Source organism: Gilvimarinus japonicus (assembly GCF_042847215.1).
In the GTDB taxonomy this organism is placed as follows: Bacteria; Pseudomonadota; Gammaproteobacteria; order Pseudomonadales; family Cellvibrionaceae; genus Gilvimarinus; species Gilvimarinus japonicus.
Genome location: NZ_AP031500.1, coordinates 3,536,526 through 3,553,492, shown reverse-complemented (window position 1 = coordinate 3,553,492; position 16,967 = coordinate 3,536,526). Strand labels below are relative to the sequence as shown.

Genomic DNA, 16,967 nt, shown 5'->3' with positions numbered 1-16,967 from the left:
AGCTGCCTCGAAAGAGGTATTCGTGGATTATGTGTCTGTGGCAGCATTCTGTCGCATATAACCTGATTGCAAGCACCCGAGTTGGGGGAAATATGAAAAAGCAGCGATTGAAAGCCGTGGCTCTGACCACTGTGCTTTCTGCCAGCGCGCTAGTGGGTAGCGTGGCAATGGCAGATCAAACCCTGGACGAAATTCTTCAGGTAAGTCAGGCCAAAACTACTTTGGCGCGAGATTCTCAAAAGCGTATCGATCGTTTGGCTCAGGAAACTGAGGACTTGCTGGTTCAATTTAAGCAAGTGAACAAGCAGATCGAAGATATGCGCGTTTACAACAGTCAGCTAGAAAAGCAAATTGCGGCTCAGCTGGCGGTAATCAAAGATCTGGACGAGTCGATCGAAAACGTTACGGTTATCGAACGTCGCATTCAGCCTCTGGTTATGCGCATGCTCGACGCACTTGAGCAATTTGTGAAACTGGACAAGCCATTCAAAATGGATGAGCGCTTGGCCCGTATCGAAATGCTGCGTAACAACCAAGATCGCGCCGATATTTCCGTTGCTGAAAAATTCCGTCAGGTATTGGAAGCATACAAAATTGAGAGTGATTACGGTCGTTTCATCGAAGCGTATCGCGACACTTTGGATGTAGGCGGTCAGGAGCGTGAAGTGAACATTTTACGCATCGGTCGTGTCTCTTTGATGTATCAGACTACCGATACTGAATCTTCTGGTGCTTGGGACCCTACCCAAGGCGCTTGGGTTGAGCTAGACGACTCTTACCGCAGCACTATTTTGAAAGGCTTGCGCATCGCGCGTAACGAAGCCTCTAAAGACATTATGTTTGTACCTGTCCAAGCTCCGGAGGCAGCAAAATGAAAATGAAGTTTGCAAAACGCTGCCTGGTAGCGGTAGCTGCCGGCCTAATCAGCACCAGTGCTGTAATGGCACAAGAAAATGATCAAGCGGCTAGCCTTGACGAGTTGCTAAATATGGTAAAAGAGTCGCGCGTGGCTGAAACAGCCGAGCACCGCAAGCGCGAGCAGCAATTTACCCGTGAAAAAGGCAATCAGGCGAGCCTGCTGAAGCAAGCCCAAGATACTTTGGCTGCGGAAGAGCGTCGCTCTGAGCGCTTGGAAGAAACTCACTCTGAGCAAGAGTTGGACGTAGAAGCTAAGCGTCAGCAGTTTAACGAGCGTCTTGGTTCGCTGCGTGAACTGTTTGGTCACTTGACCTCTACTGCAGGTGACTTGCGCTCAACGTTGAGCACGTCACTGATCTCGGCGCAATACCCGAACCGCGGCGAGTTCTTGTCTGAGTTGATTGACAAAATGAACTCAAACACTCGCTTGCCTAGCCTCGAGGAAATTGAGCGCCTGTGGTACGAGCAGCAGCGTCAAATGGTTGAGAGCGGCCGTGTTGTTTCTTTCACCGGTACCGTGATCAAGCCTAACGGCGAAAATGCCGAGCAAGAAGTGGTTCGTGTTGGTTCTTACAACCTGTTGTCCGAAGGCAAGTACCTCAACTACGTTCCAGACGGTTACAAAATGGAAGAGTTGATCCGTCAGCCTGACGGTAATTACTTGGACGCCGCTTCTGAACTGCAAAACGCGACTTCTGGTTTGGTTGGTGTTGGTCTTGACCCCACAGGCCCTACTGGCGGCACTTTGCTGGGCGCGCTGATTAACAGCCCGACCTGGAAAGAGCGTCTGCTTACCCAAGGTGGTGTGGTTGGTTATGCCATTATGGCTGTTGGTGCACTGGGTCTGTTGATCGGTCTGTGGCGCATCATCTACCTGTTTACCGTAAATGCTAAAGTAAGCAGCCAGTTGAAGTCTGACAAAGCCAACACTAACAACCCGCTGGGTCGTGTGTTGAAAGCGGCCGAAGAAAATCCGAACGCTGATACCGAAACCTTGGAGCTAAAACTCGAAGAAGCGGTATTGAAAGAGCGTCCTGCGATTGAAAGCGGCTTGGCAATTCTGAAGATTATCGCGGCGGTTGCGCCACTGATGGGTCTGTTGGGTACCGTTACCGGTATGATCTTGACCTTCCAGGCGATTACGATCTTCGGTGCGGGTGACCCGAAAAACATGGCAGGCGGTATTTCTTCTGCATTGATCACAACGGTTTGGGGTCTGTTAGTAGCGATTCCTGTGGTACTGATCCACACCGTGGTTAATGGCCGTGCTAAGCGTGTTATTCATGTTCTTGAAGAACAGTCGGCAGGTATCATCGCCGAAAACGCTGAACGCAAGTAGGAGATAAAGCATGCTGGCATTAATGGAAGCTATCGCAGCCATTAGAGCCTTTTTGGATCAGGGCGGTATGGTATTGTTATTTATCGCCGCCCTTACCTTTGTCATGTGGACCCTGATTTTCGAGCGGGTGTGGTATTTCAAAGGCGGTCTAAAAGGCGACCTTCAAAAGTCTTTGGATGTCTGGGAAGCGCGCAGTGAGCGCAAATCTTGGAACGCCCACCAGATCCGTTCGGCACTGATTTCTAAGATCGAGCTGAAGGTTAATACCAATATGGACATGATCGCCACTATGGTGAGCTTGTGTCCTCTGCTCGGTCTGCTGGGTACGGTTACCGGTATGATTGAAGTGTTTAACGTTCTCGCGATGACCGGTGGTGGTGATGCCAAAGAAATGGCAGGCGGTGTATCTAAAGCGACAATCCCGACAATGGCGGGCATGGTTGCTGCGCTGTCAGGCTTGTTTGCCAACACCTACCTCACACGAACCGCCGAGCGTGAAAATCAGTTGTTTGCCGATCACCTGACAATGGATCACTAAGGCTGGCACGTCGTATCAACCAGTAATAAGAGATTTGTCATGAGCAGGAAAAACGAATCTGAAGACGATCAGACCGGGGCGATCGATTTGACCCCTATGCTCGATGTGGTTTTCATCATGTTGATCTTCTTCATTGTGACTGCCACATTTATTAAAGAGACCGGGGTTGAAGTTGAGCGTCCTGAAGCAACCATGGCTGACCCAAAGAAAAATGCCAGCATCTTGATTGCTATTACAGACGAAGATGAGATCTGGATCGATAAGAACCAGGTTGATCCCCGTGGGGTGCGAGCGCAGATAGAGCGTTTGCTTGCCGACAACCCGAGAGGCTCCGTTGTTATTCAGGCTGATGCCGAGGCTAATGTTAAATTGTTAGCCGAGGTTGCCGATACTGCTCGTCAGTTGAATGTGAGCAACGTCGCTGTCTCTACAGCTAAGAAATAGGCCGCTATGAAACTTGTAAGAGTAATTATTGCTGCCGTTTTGGCGGTGGTCGTGACCCTCGGCCTTTTGTTTCTGATGCACTCTTTGATCAACTCCGATCTTAAGGCAGACGAGCAAGAAGAGCAGACGCGTATCGAAGATATTCGGATGCCGGATACCGAGATCGAAGTCCGCTATGAGACGGCTAAACCCGATAAACCGGAAACGCCAGAAACGCCTCCGCCAGATATTCCGGAGCCAGACTTTGAGTCGCCCGATATTAACCCTGAAGGGTTGAACATGACGGCACCATCGTTAAGCTCTGATATCAATGTTAGCGCCGGTGGTATCGGTGGTGACGGTGAGTATCTGCCTATCGTGAAGGTGGCTCCACAGTATCCGCGTCGTGCGGCGCAACGTGGTATCGAAGGCTTTGTGACGGTTCAGTTCACGGTAACCATTAATGGCTCTACCAAAGATGTAGTGGTGATCGAAGGCATCGATAAAGATGGCGACGAGACCAGTATCTTTGACCGGGCGGCCATTAAAGCTGCTGAGAAGTTCAAGTATAAGCCGCGGGTCGTTGACGGTACGCCTATTGAGGTGCCGGGTGTTCGCAACCGCTTTGTATTTGAGCTTGCGCAATAAGGGTGATGAAAATGAAGAATGTAAAATCGATGATTTCAGGCACCTTCAAAAAGTCACTGCTGGCCTCGGCGCTGTTCGCAGCGCCGGCAATTACAGGCTTTGTTGCGTTTGATTTGGTGCCCGAGCAATCACTGTTTGTCGCCGGTAGTGCGCAAGCGCAAAGCGCTAAGCTCATGAAGCCGGCCGAGAAAAAGCTTGATCCGCGCCGTTTGCCAGGTTTGTCGCAAAGCTTTATTGAAGACCTACAGGAAGTCAGTGAAGCGTTAGACCCGACCGAAGAAGCCATTGCTGAGGGTGCTAAGTCGGACCCGCGTAAAGCGTTGCAGATCGTAAACGAAATGGCCGAAGATATGGGTGACTACAACCCGTATGAAAAGGTTATGGTTTACACCTACTACGGCTCTATTTATTACAACCTCGAAAACACCGAGAAAACTATCGAGAGTTTCGAGAATGTCGTAAAGCAGAGTCCGAACTTGCCGGTAGGTACTGAGGCTCAGTACTTGTACACGTTGGCTCAGTTGTATAGCCAAGAAGATCAGCCGAAAAAAGCGCTGGATTTTCTTAAGCGCTGGAGCAAGATGGTCACCAGCATATCGGCTGAACAGTATGCCGTTATCGCTCAAGTGTACTACGCCAATGATGATCTAGATGCAGCACTGGTTAACATGCTCGAGGCTATTAGTCTGTATGAAGCCGACGGCAAGATACCCAAGGAAGAGTGGTTAGGCTTTACACGCGCGGTTTATTACACGCGTGAAGAATATCCTAAGACGCTGGAAGTGGTCGAACAGTTGGTGCGTCACTACCCCAAAATGAGCTACTGGCGTCAGCTGGTAGGTCTGTACTACGAGCTGGGCCGCATCGATGATTACTATCGTGCGCTGGACTCCATGTACGTTATGGGTGGGCTGAAAAAAGATGGTCAGTTGCGTACTCTGGCCGGTGGCTTTATCGACAAAGATGCGCCTTACAAAGCTGCTAAAGTGTTGGACAAAGGCATCAATGAAGACAAAATCATTGAGCCCACCTCCAAAAACTTGGAGCTTTTGGCTAACTCTTGGCGTTTAGCTCAGGAGACTGACAAAGCGTTGGTCGAAATGAAGCGTGCCGCTGCTAAGTCTGACGACGGTGACTTGTACTTTAATCTGGCGCGCTTGTTGTTTTCGCGCGATCAGTTTGATGACGCGGTTGCCGCAGGTAACAATGCGCTGAAAAAAGGTGACTTAAGTCGTCCAGATTCAGTTCACTTGACCATTGGTCAAGCGGAGTTGTCACGCAATAACTTTGACGCTGCTATTGCGTCCTTTAAAAAGGCCGCAAAAGATGAGCGCAGCCGCAAGTTTGCCACTCAGTGGACAAGTTTTGCTGAAAGCGAGAGAAAGCGTCAAGAAGCTCTGAAAGACAACTAAGTTAAAAAGTTGTTTGTCAGCACAAAAAAACCGGCAATCGCCGGTTTTTTTGTGTCTAGTGATTTAGCTTGAGAGAAGTTTTAGCCACAAAAAAGCCCCGCCTCTACCGAGTAGAAGCGGGGCTTTTTTGTGCTGAACAGTTAATCGAGCAAGTTCAAATCTCTTACGGCGCCTTTGTCGGCACTGGTGACCAACTTTGCGTACGCTTTAAGTGACGCGCTGACCTGACGGGGGCGCTGCTCTATTGGTTTCCAGGGGTTTTCACGGTGCTCCATACGCTCGCGGCGCTCGTGTAGTTCACGGGCGCTAATTTGCACATTGATAGACCGTTCGGGGATATCAATGCGAATGGTATCGCCCGTCTCCACCAAGGCGATGGCGCCACCAGCGGCCGCTTCCGGTGAGGCGTGACCGATGGAAAGACCAGAGGTACCACCCGAAAAGCGGCCGTCGGTTAGTAGCGCACAGGCTTTGCCTAAGCCTTTTGATTTAAGGTAGCTGGTGGGGTAGAGCATCTCTTGCATGCCCGGACCGCCGCGGGGCCCCTCATAGCGGATAATAACGACTTCGCCGGCCTTAACTTTGCCGTTCAGTACGTTTTCGACTGCTTGATCCTGGCTTTCGACCACGTGCGCCGGGCCTTCAAATACCAAGATAGAGTCGTCTACGCCAGCGGTTTTAACCACGCAGCCGTCCTCGGCAATGTTGCCGTACAGCACCGCTAAGCCGCCTTCGGTTGAGAACGCGTGCTCAAGCGAGCGGATACAGCCAGTGGCGCGATCGCCATCAAGGCTAGGCCAGCGCGCCGCCTGCGAAAAAGCTACCTGAGTTGGAATGCCGCCAGGGCCCGCCTTAAAGAACTCGATCACATCGTCGGACGGGTTGCGCATAATGTCCCATTCGTCCAGTGCCGCCTTGAGAGTATCACCGTACACAGTGGGCACTGAGGTATCGAGTACGCCGGCGCGATCTAGCTCGCCCAAAATACCCATTACCCCGCCGGCTCGGTGGACGTCTTCGATATGGTACTGCTGGGTGTTGGGCGCGACTTTACACAGTTGTGGCACCTCTCGCGAGATGCGGTCGATGTCGCTCATGCCAAAGTCCAGTTCAGCCTCTTGCGCCGCGGCCAACAAGTGCAAAATGGTGTTGGTAGAGCCGCCCATGGCGATATCCAGTGCCATGGCGTTGCCAAAGGCCGCCTTGGAGCCAATCGCGCGGGGCAGAAGGTGCTCTTCATCGCCCTCGTAGTAGCGTTTGGCCAGCTCGACAATGCGGTGGCCGGCCTTTTTAAACAGCTTCTCGCGGTCGGCGTGGGTGGCGACAATCGTGCCGTTGCCGGGCAGAGATAAACCCAGCGCCTCGGTTAAGCAGTTCATTGAATTGGCGGTAAACATGCCCGAGCAGGAGCCGCAGGTTGGGCACGCGCTACGCTCGATTTCGCTGAGGGTCTCGTCGTCGACTGAGTCGTCAGCGGCCATTACCATGGCGTCGATTAAATCGAGGCCGTGATCGAGCAGCTTGGTTTTACCGGCTTCCATGGGGCCGCCAGAAACAAAAATCACCGGTACGTTAAGGCGCATGGCAGCCATCAGCATTCCGGGAGTGATTTTGTCGCAGTTGGAAATACACACCAGCGCGTCGGCGCAGTGGGCGTTGACCATATACTCGACTGAGTCGGCAATAATATCGCGCGATGGCAGCGAATAGAGCATGCCGTCGTGACCCATGGCGATGCCATCATCGACCGCAATGGTATTAAACTCTTTGGCTACGCCGCCGGCTTTTTCCACTTCTCGAGCCACCAGTTGGCCCATGTCTTTTAAATGGACGTGACCGGGCACAAACTGAGTAAAGGAGTTGGCAATGGCGATAATCGGCTTTTGAAAGTCGTCGTCTTTCATGCCTGTGGCGCGCCAGAGGGCGCGGGCGCCGGCCATATTGCGGCCAGCGGTGGTGGTTCTGGAGCGATAGGTTGGCATAATTACCCCGTTTAACACTATCAGATAAGGCACTCAGCCGTGGGGCTGAGTGCCGGATAAATTCTAACCGGCAAGCATAACAGAATGGTGCCGTCAGGTCAGGAGACGCGGTCGATTTGCTGCGGGTTAGTGACGTTAGCGAATATCTTTGAAAAATACCTTTGAGCCGCGCTGGTAGTTGTAGAGCGACTGGCGCTCCAGCGGTAAATCGTTGATGGCGCCTGGCACAAAGCCGTGCTCTAAAAACCAGTGCGCCGTCTGGGTGGTTAATACAAATAAGGTGTCGATACCACTGTCGCGCGCGCGCCGCTCTAGTTGCTCTAACAGCTGTGCCGCGCGGCCGCCTTTGCGGTACTCGGGGTGAGTGGCGACACAGGCCAGCTCGGCCACCTGGCCAAAGGGATAGACGGCAGCGCAGGCGATAATGGTGCCGTCTTTTTCGAGAACATTAAACTTAGTGATTTCGGTTTCGAGCAGCTCGCGGGAGCGGCGAACTAAAATGCCCTCGGCTTCGAGCGGCTCAATGAGCCCTAAAATGCCGCCCACATCGTCAATTGTTGCGCCGCGCAGCTGCTCGTAGTGACCCGAGTAGACCATGGTGCCTTGGCCGTCACGAGTGAATAATTCGGCCAGCAGTGCGCCATCGGTGGTGTAGTTCACCAGCTGGGCGCGCTGTACGCCTTGTAGGCAGCTTAAATAGGCACTTTCAAGCGCGAGTTGTGTCAATTCGCTGGTTTGGCCGATATTCTCGTTCAAGTGTTGTTTGCACTGCGGCAGAGTGAATTGGCGCACCAGCCGCCCCTGGGCATCGGTAACGCCGTCGGTATCGCAGTAGGCTAAGAGTTTGTCGGCCTTAAGGGCGATGGCGGCCTGCGTGGCAACATCAGTGTAGGTAAGGTTGAAAACTTCGCCGGTGGCGGAGTAGCCCAAAGGCGACAACAGTGCGATAGCTCCGGCATCTAAGGCCCGTGTCAGTTGCGGGACGTTAATGCGGCGCACCTTGCCGGCGTGCTGTAAATCAACGCCGTCAATTACCCCGTGAGGCATGGCCGCCACATAGTTGCCACTGGCGACCTCAATGCGTGCGCCGTGCATGGGGGAGTTGGGTAGCCCGGTAGAGAGCGCCGCCTCCATGGTGATGCGCGCCTCGCCAATGGCCTGCATAACCCCCTGCAGCGATTCGCTGTCAGTGATACGTAAGTTGCGATGAAACACGGGCGGGCGCTGCTCGGCGCTTAAGCGTAAATCAATTTGCGGCCGCGCACCGTGTACCAGTACCAGACGAACTCCTAAGCTCGATAGCAGCGCTAAATCGTGAATGATGTGGCCAAAATTGGGGTGCGTAAGTGCTTCGCCCGGCAGCATCACCACAAACGTTTTACCGCGGTGAGCGTTGATGTAGGGCGACGAATGGCGAAACCATTTCACATAGTCCTGAATATTACTCACGCTCATGCTTGGCCTTTGTGGTTAGCGGTGGTGGGCGCTGAGCCCAAACAAAAATGATGGATAAGCGAACGTAGTACGTCAATAGCCGGCGGCAATTGTTCGATGGCAATAAATTCGTCCGGTTGGTGCGCCTGATCAATCGAGCCCGGCCCCATTACCACCGCCTGCATATCCAGCTGTCGGTAAAAAGGGGCTTCGGTGGCAAAACCCACCGCCTCGGCTGAGGCTCCGGTCAGTGCTTCACAGGCGCGAATAAGATCGCTGTCGCGCGGTTGCAGCAGTGGGTCGACGCCCTCAAACAGGGTCGAGAAAACAATATCAATTTCGCGGCGTTCAGCGATCGGCGCCAGCCGGCGGTTGATGTCGGCGCGCAGCTCGTCGTTATGCATCCCCGGGACTGAGCGTAAATCAAAATGCAGCTCGCACTCGCCACAGATACGATTGGCGCCATCGCCGCCGTGGATACAGCCTAAGTTTAGAGTGGGCACGGCCACAGCAAAACCGGGGTTGTGAAAGCGCGACTGCAACTCTTGGCGGTAACGGATGAGTTCGGTGGTTACTTCGTGCATCGCCTCTAGTGCGCTATTGCCGAGCGCGGGGTTAGATGAGTGCCCGCTTTTTCCCAAGACCCGAATAGACTCCATCAAGATGCCTTTGTGCATATTGATAGGGCGCATGCCAGTTGGCTCGCCCACCACCGCATAGCGGCCCGGGGCGACGCCTGTGTCCAGCAGTGCACGGGCGCCGCTCATGCTGCTTTCTTCGTCCGCCGTAGCCAGCACGATAATCGGGGCTTGTAGCTTGGCGGCATCAATATCCCGCACGGCCTCCATCACTGCGGGAAAGAACCCCTTCATATCGGTAGCGCCCAGCCCGTAAAGCTTGCCTTCGCGTTCAGTCAGGGTGAAAGGGTCGGAGCTCCAGTGCTGGGCATCGTAGGGCACGGTATCACTGTGGCCGGCAAACACTAAGCCGCCCTCACCGCGCCCTAAGGTGGCGAGCAAATTGTATTTGCCGGGGTGCTCGGGTACTGGAATGATCTCAATCTGAAACCCCAGTTCGGTAAAGTCTTCGGCAAGCTGCTCAATAACGGCTTTATTGCTGGTGTCCCACTGGGGCAGCGCGCAGCTCACTGAGCGTTGGGCGACTAGGCGGCTTAGCGCATTGCTGTAGCGTTTTAAATCAAAAGTCATACTCGGGCTCTCAGAGGGTGAGCCGAGAGTGTAATACAGCTAGGGCAAACGCAGAAGAGCCCGCATGGGCGGGCTCTTGGCGGTGATCTTGGGAGACGCTTGAGGCGGTTAACCAAACATACCTTTAAACATAAAGAAGAACAAAATGGCCAGGCCGGCGCCCGCAGGCAAGGTGACGATCCAGGACATAAAAATAGAGCCAACCACCCGCAGGTTAAGTGCCCCAATGCCGCGCGCCATGCCGACCCCTAACACCGCACCCACAAGCGTATGGGTGGTTGAGATAGGCAGACCGGTACCTGAAGCGAGCACCACAGTGGCCGCCGCAGCAAGCTCGGCGGCAAAACCGCGGCTCGGGGTAAGCTCGGTGATTTTTTTGCCAATGGTGGCCATCACTTTAAACCCGTAAGTCGCAAGGCCAATGACGATACCTACCCCGCCGATAAGCAGAACCCAGCTGGGCATGGCTGATTTGACGGTGACACTGCCAGTTTTGATTACGTTAATAATGGCCGCCAGCGGACCAACCGCATTGGCTACATCGTTAGAGCCGTGGGCAAACGCCATGGCGCACGCGGTAAAGACCATTAGGATAGCAAACAGGCGTTCAACGCTGGCAAAACGGTTGCCCGATTCGTTCGCCTTGTCGCGCTTGATGCGACGTAAAAAATACACCCCAACGCCCGCTACGATTAAACCCAGGATAGTTGCGATGCCGGCGCTCTCGAGAAAGCTTAAGGTAAATCCGGAGTCTTTAAAGACATGCTTGAGGCCCTTAAGAATGGTCACCATGGCGATCAAAAAACCCACGGCGAACATGTAAAATGGGATGTAACGCTGGGCGGACGAGAACGGATCTTCAGTGTTGAGTATAAGCCGCTGTACGGAGCGGAATATCCAAAAGGCCATGGTCCCCGCGAGCATTGGCGAAACCACCCAGCTGGCGACGATAGACAGCACTTTGCTCCAGGCCACGGCCTCTACCGAAATGCCCACTGCGGCAAACCCGACGATAGCGCCGACGATCGAGTGGGTGGTGGAAACTGGCCAGCCCAAGATGCTGGCAATAAGCAGCCAAGTGCCCGCGGCTAAGAGTGCCGATAACATGCCGTAGACCAGCAGCTCAGGCGAGCCGGACATAACCGCCGGATCGACAATGCCTTTGCGGATGGTCGAGGTGACGGCGCCACCGGCGAGGTAAGCCCCCAAAAACTCAAAGATCATGGCGATAATAATCGCCTGCTTAATAGTCAGCGCTTTGGAGCCTACCGATGTGCCCATGGCATTAGCCACATCGTTGGCGCCAACCCCCCAGGCCATAAACAGCCCAAATACGCAGGCGAGTATTAAAAGAATCTGGCCGTATTCTGCAATAACGGTCATGTGTGTATCCCCAGTAGTATTATTGGTGCAAATTCAGGCGGCGTACCGCCGCATATCAGCGCGCGAGCAACAGGTGCAGGCGGCTGCCAACGGCTTGGGAGCGGTCGGCCAAATCGCCAATCCAGTCGATGACTTGATACAGAAACATGACATCGACAGGCGGCCACTCAGATTCGAGTTTAAAGAGCGCGGAGCGAATCTCGACTTGCAAGGCATCGTTTTGGCGCTCGTACTGATCGAGCTTTTCAATCATGTCCTCTACCAGCGTCAGTTCACGCCCGCTAAAGCCGGTTTCAAGCAGCTCGTCCAGCTCGTTAATCGCGGTGAGTGCTTGCTCGGCGGTGCGCTGACCGGACTGAACAAAGTCGATAAACAACTGTTGCAATGAGGCAGGGATACGCATTTTGCGGCCGAGCATGATGCCGGCAATGTCTTGCGCTTTATTGGCGATGCGATCTTGCATGCTCAGCAGCTCGAGCAAGTCGGTACGCGGCACCGGTAAAAACAAGCTTTTGGGCAGGTGCAGGCGCAATTGCTTTTTCATGTCATCCGCTTGATGTTCAAGCTCGACGATGGCTTGCTGGGTGGCGTGAGCCTGCTCCCAGTCATCACTGATGACGGCTTCAAAAAAGCTTACCAGCTTACTTGAGGCGTTAACGGCAACGGCCATATGCTCCTGCATAGGCTTGATGGGCGAGCGTCCAAACATGTTGGAAAAGGGGTTACCAAGGGGCATAGAGTGTATTCCTTGTACAAAATAAGCGGGCAGTATAAAAATATCTGTGCGTCAGGTCACCCGTTAGGGCATATTTGTGATCAAAGAGTGCTGTAAGCCGCCGTGACGGCCGCTGTCGATGCACGCTACAATCGCTGCTGACATGAAGGTTGACGGAGTAAGGTATGACGCAAAAGGTAGCGACTGACCGGGTGCTGGATTTGCGCTCGCTGCTGAACGACTTGGTGAATGCTGGGCGAATGAGCCAAGAAGACGCCAATTTGCTACAGGGCGCTAACCGCAATCGCCAGCAAGCCGCCATGCATCCGTTAGCGTACATTGCCAGCCAGACGGTTGAAGATCTGAGCCGGCCGGGAAAACTGCTCGACAGTGAAACCTTAACCCACTGGTTGGCCGAGCGCGCCAATTTACCGGTGGTGCATATCGATCCGCTCAAAATTGATGTCTCCCAAGTGACCTCAGTGGTCTCTTATGCCTTTGCCAAACGCCACAATATTTTGTGCGTTGATGTGACCCCCGACGAGGTGGTGATCGCCTGTGCGCAGCCCTTTGTGGCCGGTTGGGAGCCACAAGTGGAGCATGTCGCGCGTCGTCGGGTGCGGCGGGTATTCGCCAATCCGGCCGATATCGATCGCTTCAGTATAGAGTTTTATACTTTGGCGCGCTCGGTTTCCGGTGCCAGCGGTGGCCCAGGTGCCTCTGGGGCCACTAACTTTGAGCAACTGGTTGAGCTGAAAACCTTAGGCGACCCAGACGCTGACGATAAGCACATCGTTAATATTGTCGATTGGTTGTTACAATATGCTTACGATCAGCGCGCCAGTGATATTCATATCGAGCCACGCCGTGAGGTGGCGCGCATCCGGTTTCGGATTGATGGCGTGTTACACGATGTTTACGAGCTGCCCGCCTCGGTGGCCATGGCCGTGGTTAGCCGTTTTAAAGTCTTGGGCCGCATGAACATCGCCGAGAAGCGCAAGCCTCAGGATGGCCGCATCAAAACCCGCCGCAGTGACGACAGCGAGGTAGAGTTGCGGTTATCTACTCTGCCCACCGCATTTGGCGAAAAGCTTGTGATGCGGATTTTTGACCCAGAGGTACTGCTGAGAAGCTTCCACGATTTAGGCCTGGTGGGCGAAGACTTTGCGCGCTGGGAGGGCATGACCAACAAGCCCAACGGTATTGTGCTGGTAACCGGCCCCACCGGCTCGGGTAAAACCACCACGCTGTATTCATCGTTGCGTAAATTGGCCACCAGCGAGGTGAATGTCAGCACCATCGAAGACCCCATCGAGATGGTGGAAGAGAGCTTTAACCAGACTCAGGTTCATCACAAAATCGACCTCAATTTTGCCGCCGGCATTCGCACCCTAATGCGCCAGGACCCGGACATTATTATGGTGGGCGAGATGCGCGATTTGGAAACATCGCAAATGGCGGTGCAGGCGGCGCTTACCGGGCATTTGGTTCTGTCTACCTTGCACACCAACGATGCTCCTGCAACCATTGCCCGGCTTCTGGATTTGGGCGTGCCGGCGTACCTTATTAATGCCACTTTATTAGGGGTGATGGCCCAGCGGCTGGTGCGTACCCTGTGCCCGCACTGCAAAGAGCCCGGCAGTATCGCCCGTGAAGAGTGGGGCGCATTGGTGATGCCCTGGAAAGTTAACATGCCAGAGCTGGTGTACCGCCCCGTGGGCTGCCTTGAATGCCGTAATACCGGCTACTTGGGACGGCAGGGGATTTTTGAAATCCTAGTGCTATCCGATAGCCTAAAACAGTTAATCACCGAAGGTTGCGATCTGCAGGCGCTGCGCAAGCAAGCTATGCGTGAGGGGATGCGCACGCTGCGGTTATCCGGCGCGCAAAAAATTGCCGCCGGCCTCACCACTTTAGAAGAAGTACTGCGCGTCGCCCCACCGCAATAACGCGCAGATCTTAGGAGTAACTATGACCGACCGTTGGAAGCTACCCGCGCCGCTATCAAGCAGTGCCGATAACTGTCTAGAAAGCCTGCAAAACGCGCTTGTTCGCGAAAGCGTTAGTGAGCCGGCGGCTCTGATTGATGGTATACAAGGTGCGCCCGATGCTAGCGAGTTTATGGCACAGCTGCGTTACGTGCTGGCGTGCAGTGAGTTTGTGACGAAAACCCTAAGCGTGAACCCCGCCCATTTGATCGCTTTGGTGAGTGATGGTTTATTTCGCCCGCAGACCTCAGACGATATCCAGGCACTGTCGGGCCGGCTTGCCGCCTGCGCTGATCAGCCAGAGTTAGACCGGACGCTACGGTTGGAGCGCAATCGCGCCATGGTGCGTATTATCTGGCGTGACTTTACCCGCGCGGCGAGTATGACGGAAACCACGGCCGAGTTGTCGGCACTGGCCGATACGATGATCCATGGGGCCCTTAATTGGCACTACAGCGCCTTGACTGAGCGCTTTGGCGAGCCCGTCGGGCAGGAATCCGGCGCCGTGCAGCCGTTGGTGGTGTTGGGTATGGGCAAGCTGGGCGCGTGCGAGCTAAACGTTTCCTCCGATATCGATTTGATTTTTTCCTACCCCGAGGCGGGCGAGACTAACGGCGAGAAAAAAACCTTAAGCAACCAAGAGTTTTTCGTCCGGTTGGGGCAAAAGCTGATTCAGAGTTTAGATACTAACAGCGCCGATGGTTTTGTGTTTCGCGTCGATATGCGTTTACGGCCGCACGGGCAAAGCGGGGCACTGGTGCAAAACTTTGACGCCATGGAAAGCTACTATCAGTCGCAGGGGCGCGATTGGGAGCGCTACGCCATGATCAAGGCGCGGCCCGTGGCCTGGGTGACCGGGGGCGAGAGTGCCTGCGCTGAGTTAATGCAGTTACTGGCGCCCTTTACCTATCGCCAATACGTCGACTTTAGTGTGATTGAGTCCTTGCGCGCCATGAAAGGGCTGATTAACCGTCAGGTGCAACGCAAAGGCATGGACTTGGACGTCAAACTTGGCGTTGGTGGTATCCGCGAAATCGAGTTTGTGGTGCAGTTGTTTCAGTTGATTCGCGGTGGGCGCGATTTGGCGTTGCGCGAGCGTCAGGTGTGCAAATTGTTGCCCCTGTTAGAGCAGGAAAAGTATTTACCAGAGGGCAGCGGCACCGGGCTACTTGAGGCCTATGTGTTTTTGCGCAATACCGAGCACGGAATTCAGGGCTACCAAGATCGTCAGACGCAATCGCTACCGATAGATGAGCTTGATCGTTTGCGCGTGGCGGTGGTGATGGGGTATTCCGATTGGGAGAGCTTTACCGCCGCCCTGGAGGGGCATCGCGCGCTGGTTAATCGAGAGTTTCAGGAGGTGATTGCCGACCCTGATGCCGAGCACGACGTGGACAGCGAATCGTTGGATGCGTGGTTTAGCGTATGGGAGGTATCAGACTCTGATCAGCAAGCACTAGAGGTGTTAACGGTGGCGAACTGGGTTAACGCCGAGCGCGTGCTCGCTTTGCTGGACGATTTGCGCCAAAGTCGTCCGGTGCTGTCGATGCAGGCATCCAGCCGCACCCGATTGGACGCCTTTATGCCGCGTTTACTGCACGCGTTGGATCAGGCCCCTGAAATCGAAGCCGCCGAAGGCTTGAAGCGGGTGTTGCCGTTTGTTGAGGCCGTGGCGCGGCGCAGCGCTTACTTGGTGTTGCTGGTTGAAAACCCTACCGCCATGCAGCAGTTGGTGCGTTTGAGTGCGGCCAGCCCTTGGATTGCCGATGAGCTTGCTGCACACCCCATTTTGCTGGACGAGCTGCTCACCCCTGAAAGTCTTTATGCCCCCCCGGGTAAAGATGAGCTGCGCGATGAAATGCGGCGCGAAGTGTTACGCATGAGCTGGGATGACCTTGAGGGTCACATGGAGTCGCTGCGCTATTTTCGCTCGGCCCACGCGCTACGTGTTGCCGCCAGTGAGGTTACCGGTGCTTTGCCCTTGATGAAAGTGAGCGATTACCTCACCTATATTGCCGAGGTGATTTTAGAGCACGTATTAGCGCTGGCGTGGGAAAATATGGTCGCCCGGTACGGCTTCCCTTGCCGCAAAGACGGCTCAGAAGAGCGTGAACCCAACCTAATTATTGTCGGTTACGGCAAGCTTGGCGGCATCGAGCTGGGCCACGGCTCGGATTTAGATCTGGTGTTTATCCATGACACCGACACTCAGGGTAGCACCGATGGCGAAAAATCGGTGGATAACCAAACGTTTTATACGCGTTTGTGTCAGCGCATTATTCACATCATCACCACTCAAATGCCGTCGGGTAAGTTGTACGAGGTGGATATGCGTCTGCGGCCATCCGGCAATTCCGGCATGCTAGTGACGTCGCTGGCGGCCTATGAGAAATACCAATTTACCGAAGCTTGGACCTGGGAGCACCAGGCGGCTGTGCGAGCCAGACCGGTTGCCGGTGATCCGGCATTGGCCGGGCGCTTTGAAAAAGTGCGTGAAGCGGTTCTCACCCGCGGGCGCGATGAGCCGACGTTGCGCCACGATGTGATTGAGATGCGCGAGAAAATGCGTGCGCATCTTGGCTCCTCAAATAAAAAGGAGCAACTATTTCACCTGAAGCAGGATGCTGGAGGTATCGTCGATATTGAATTTATGGTTCAATATGCGGTTTTGGCGTGGGCCCAAAAAGCGCCCAAGCTTACCCAGTACACGGACAACATCCGTATACTGGAGACACTGGAGCAGGTCGGTCTGATGACCGCTGAAACAGTCGCCCAACTGATTGAAGCCTACAAGGCTTATCGGTCCACCGGACACCGCCTTGCGTTACAGCGCCAGGAGGCGGTACTGCAAGGCGCAGATGAATTCACCGCCGAGCGTCAGCAAGTAAGTGATTTGTGGCAGCAACTAATGCTGAGCCCGGATCAAGCCTAACCGCTCGTTGGGGGCATCGCGCCCTTCCCTTATATTTTGTAAATTTT

13 protein-coding genes are annotated in these 16,967 nt (G+C 54.3%); 8 read left to right on the top strand and 5 right to left on the bottom strand.

What is annotated here, in order from left to right; all coding sequences use genetic code 11:
• Nucleotides 1-92: 92 nt before the first annotated feature.
• Genes ACGHAD_RS15025 through ACGHAD_RS15000 form a run of 6 tightly spaced genes read left to right on the top strand, consistent with a single transcriptional unit; the run spans nt 93 to nt 5,278 of the window.
• Nucleotides 93-875 carry a DUF3450 domain-containing protein gene (locus ACGHAD_RS15025; RefSeq protein WP_339615637.1) on the top strand — a complete coding sequence of 261 codons (783 nt, stop codon included), beginning with the start codon at nt 93-95 and terminating at the stop codon, nt 873-875.
• Nucleotides 872-2,257, top strand: coding sequence for a MotA/TolQ/ExbB proton channel family protein (locus ACGHAD_RS15020; protein ID WP_339615638.1), 1,386 nt, complete (start codon nt 872-874; stop codon nt 2,255-2,257). Before ACGHAD_RS15025 ends, ACGHAD_RS15020 begins: the two co-directional genes overlap by 4 nt.
• A gap of 10 nt (nt 2,258-2,267) precedes the next feature.
• Entirely contained in the window at nt 2,268-2,795 is a 528-nt protein-coding gene (locus ACGHAD_RS15015; RefSeq protein WP_339615639.1) for a MotA/TolQ/ExbB proton channel family protein, read from the top strand.
• Nucleotides 2,796-2,834: 39 nt separating this feature from the next.
• Complete coding sequence (locus ACGHAD_RS15010; protein WP_339615640.1) at nt 2,835-3,239, top strand: biopolymer transporter ExbD; 405 nt, start codon at nt 2,835-2,837, stop codon at nt 3,237-3,239.
• 6 nt (nt 3,240-3,245) lie between these two features.
• Nucleotides 3,246-3,866 carry an energy transducer TonB gene (locus ACGHAD_RS15005; protein ID WP_339615641.1) on the top strand — a complete coding sequence of 207 codons (621 nt, stop codon included), beginning with the start codon at nt 3,246-3,248 and terminating at the stop codon, nt 3,864-3,866.
• Between the two features lie 11 nt (nt 3,867-3,877).
• A complete protein-coding gene (locus ACGHAD_RS15000; protein WP_339615642.1) occupies nt 3,878-5,278 on the top strand; it encodes a hypothetical protein in 1,401 nt (466 codons plus the stop codon).
• Between the two features lie 140 nt (nt 5,279-5,418).
• Here the strand turns inward: ACGHAD_RS15000 and ilvD are convergent, their stop codons facing one another.
• The 5 genes from ilvD to ACGHAD_RS14975 all read right to left on the bottom strand — a co-directional run bounded on the left by ilvD (nt 5,419) and on the right by ACGHAD_RS14975 (nt 12,021).
• Nucleotides 5,419-7,260: a dihydroxy-acid dehydratase gene (gene ilvD, locus ACGHAD_RS14995; protein ID WP_382417732.1), complete on the bottom strand. Its 1,842-nt coding sequence runs from the start codon at nt 7,258-7,260 to the stop codon at nt 5,419-5,421.
• Nucleotides 7,261-7,395: 135 nt separating this feature from the next.
• Nucleotides 7,396-8,715, bottom strand: coding sequence for an amino-acid N-acetyltransferase (gene argA / locus ACGHAD_RS14990; protein ID WP_339615644.1), 1,320 nt, complete (start codon nt 8,713-8,715; stop codon nt 7,396-7,398).
• Entirely contained in the window at nt 8,712-9,902 is a 1,191-nt protein-coding gene (argE, locus tag ACGHAD_RS14985; protein ID WP_382417734.1) for an acetylornithine deacetylase, read from the bottom strand. Before argE ends, argA begins: the two co-directional genes overlap by 4 nt.
• A gap of 108 nt (nt 9,903-10,010) precedes the next feature.
• Nucleotides 10,011-11,285 carry an inorganic phosphate transporter gene (locus tag ACGHAD_RS14980; RefSeq protein ID WP_339615646.1) on the bottom strand — a complete coding sequence of 425 codons (1,275 nt, stop codon included), beginning with the start codon at nt 11,283-11,285 and terminating at the stop codon, nt 10,011-10,013.
• Between the two features lie 55 nt (nt 11,286-11,340).
• A complete protein-coding gene (locus ACGHAD_RS14975; protein WP_382417737.1) occupies nt 11,341-12,021 on the bottom strand; it encodes a TIGR00153 family protein in 681 nt (226 codons plus the stop codon).
• Nucleotides 12,022-12,185: 164 nt separating this feature from the next.
• Here ACGHAD_RS14975 and ACGHAD_RS14970 point away from each other — a divergent pair, with 164 nt between their 5' ends.
• Together ACGHAD_RS14970 and glnE are read left to right on the top strand one after the other, a co-directional pair.
• Nucleotides 12,186-13,949 (top strand): GspE/PulE family protein, encoded by a 1,764-nt coding sequence (locus ACGHAD_RS14970; protein ID WP_382417739.1) that lies wholly within the window; start codon nt 12,186-12,188, stop codon nt 13,947-13,949.
• A 22-nt stretch (nt 13,950-13,971) separates the two neighbouring features.
• Complete coding sequence (gene glnE / locus ACGHAD_RS14965; protein WP_382417741.1) at nt 13,972-16,920, top strand: bifunctional [glutamate--ammonia ligase]-adenylyl-L-tyrosine phosphorylase/[glutamate--ammonia-ligase] adenylyltransferase; 2,949 nt, start codon at nt 13,972-13,974, stop codon at nt 16,918-16,920.
• Nucleotides 16,921-16,967: the final 47 nt, after the last annotated feature.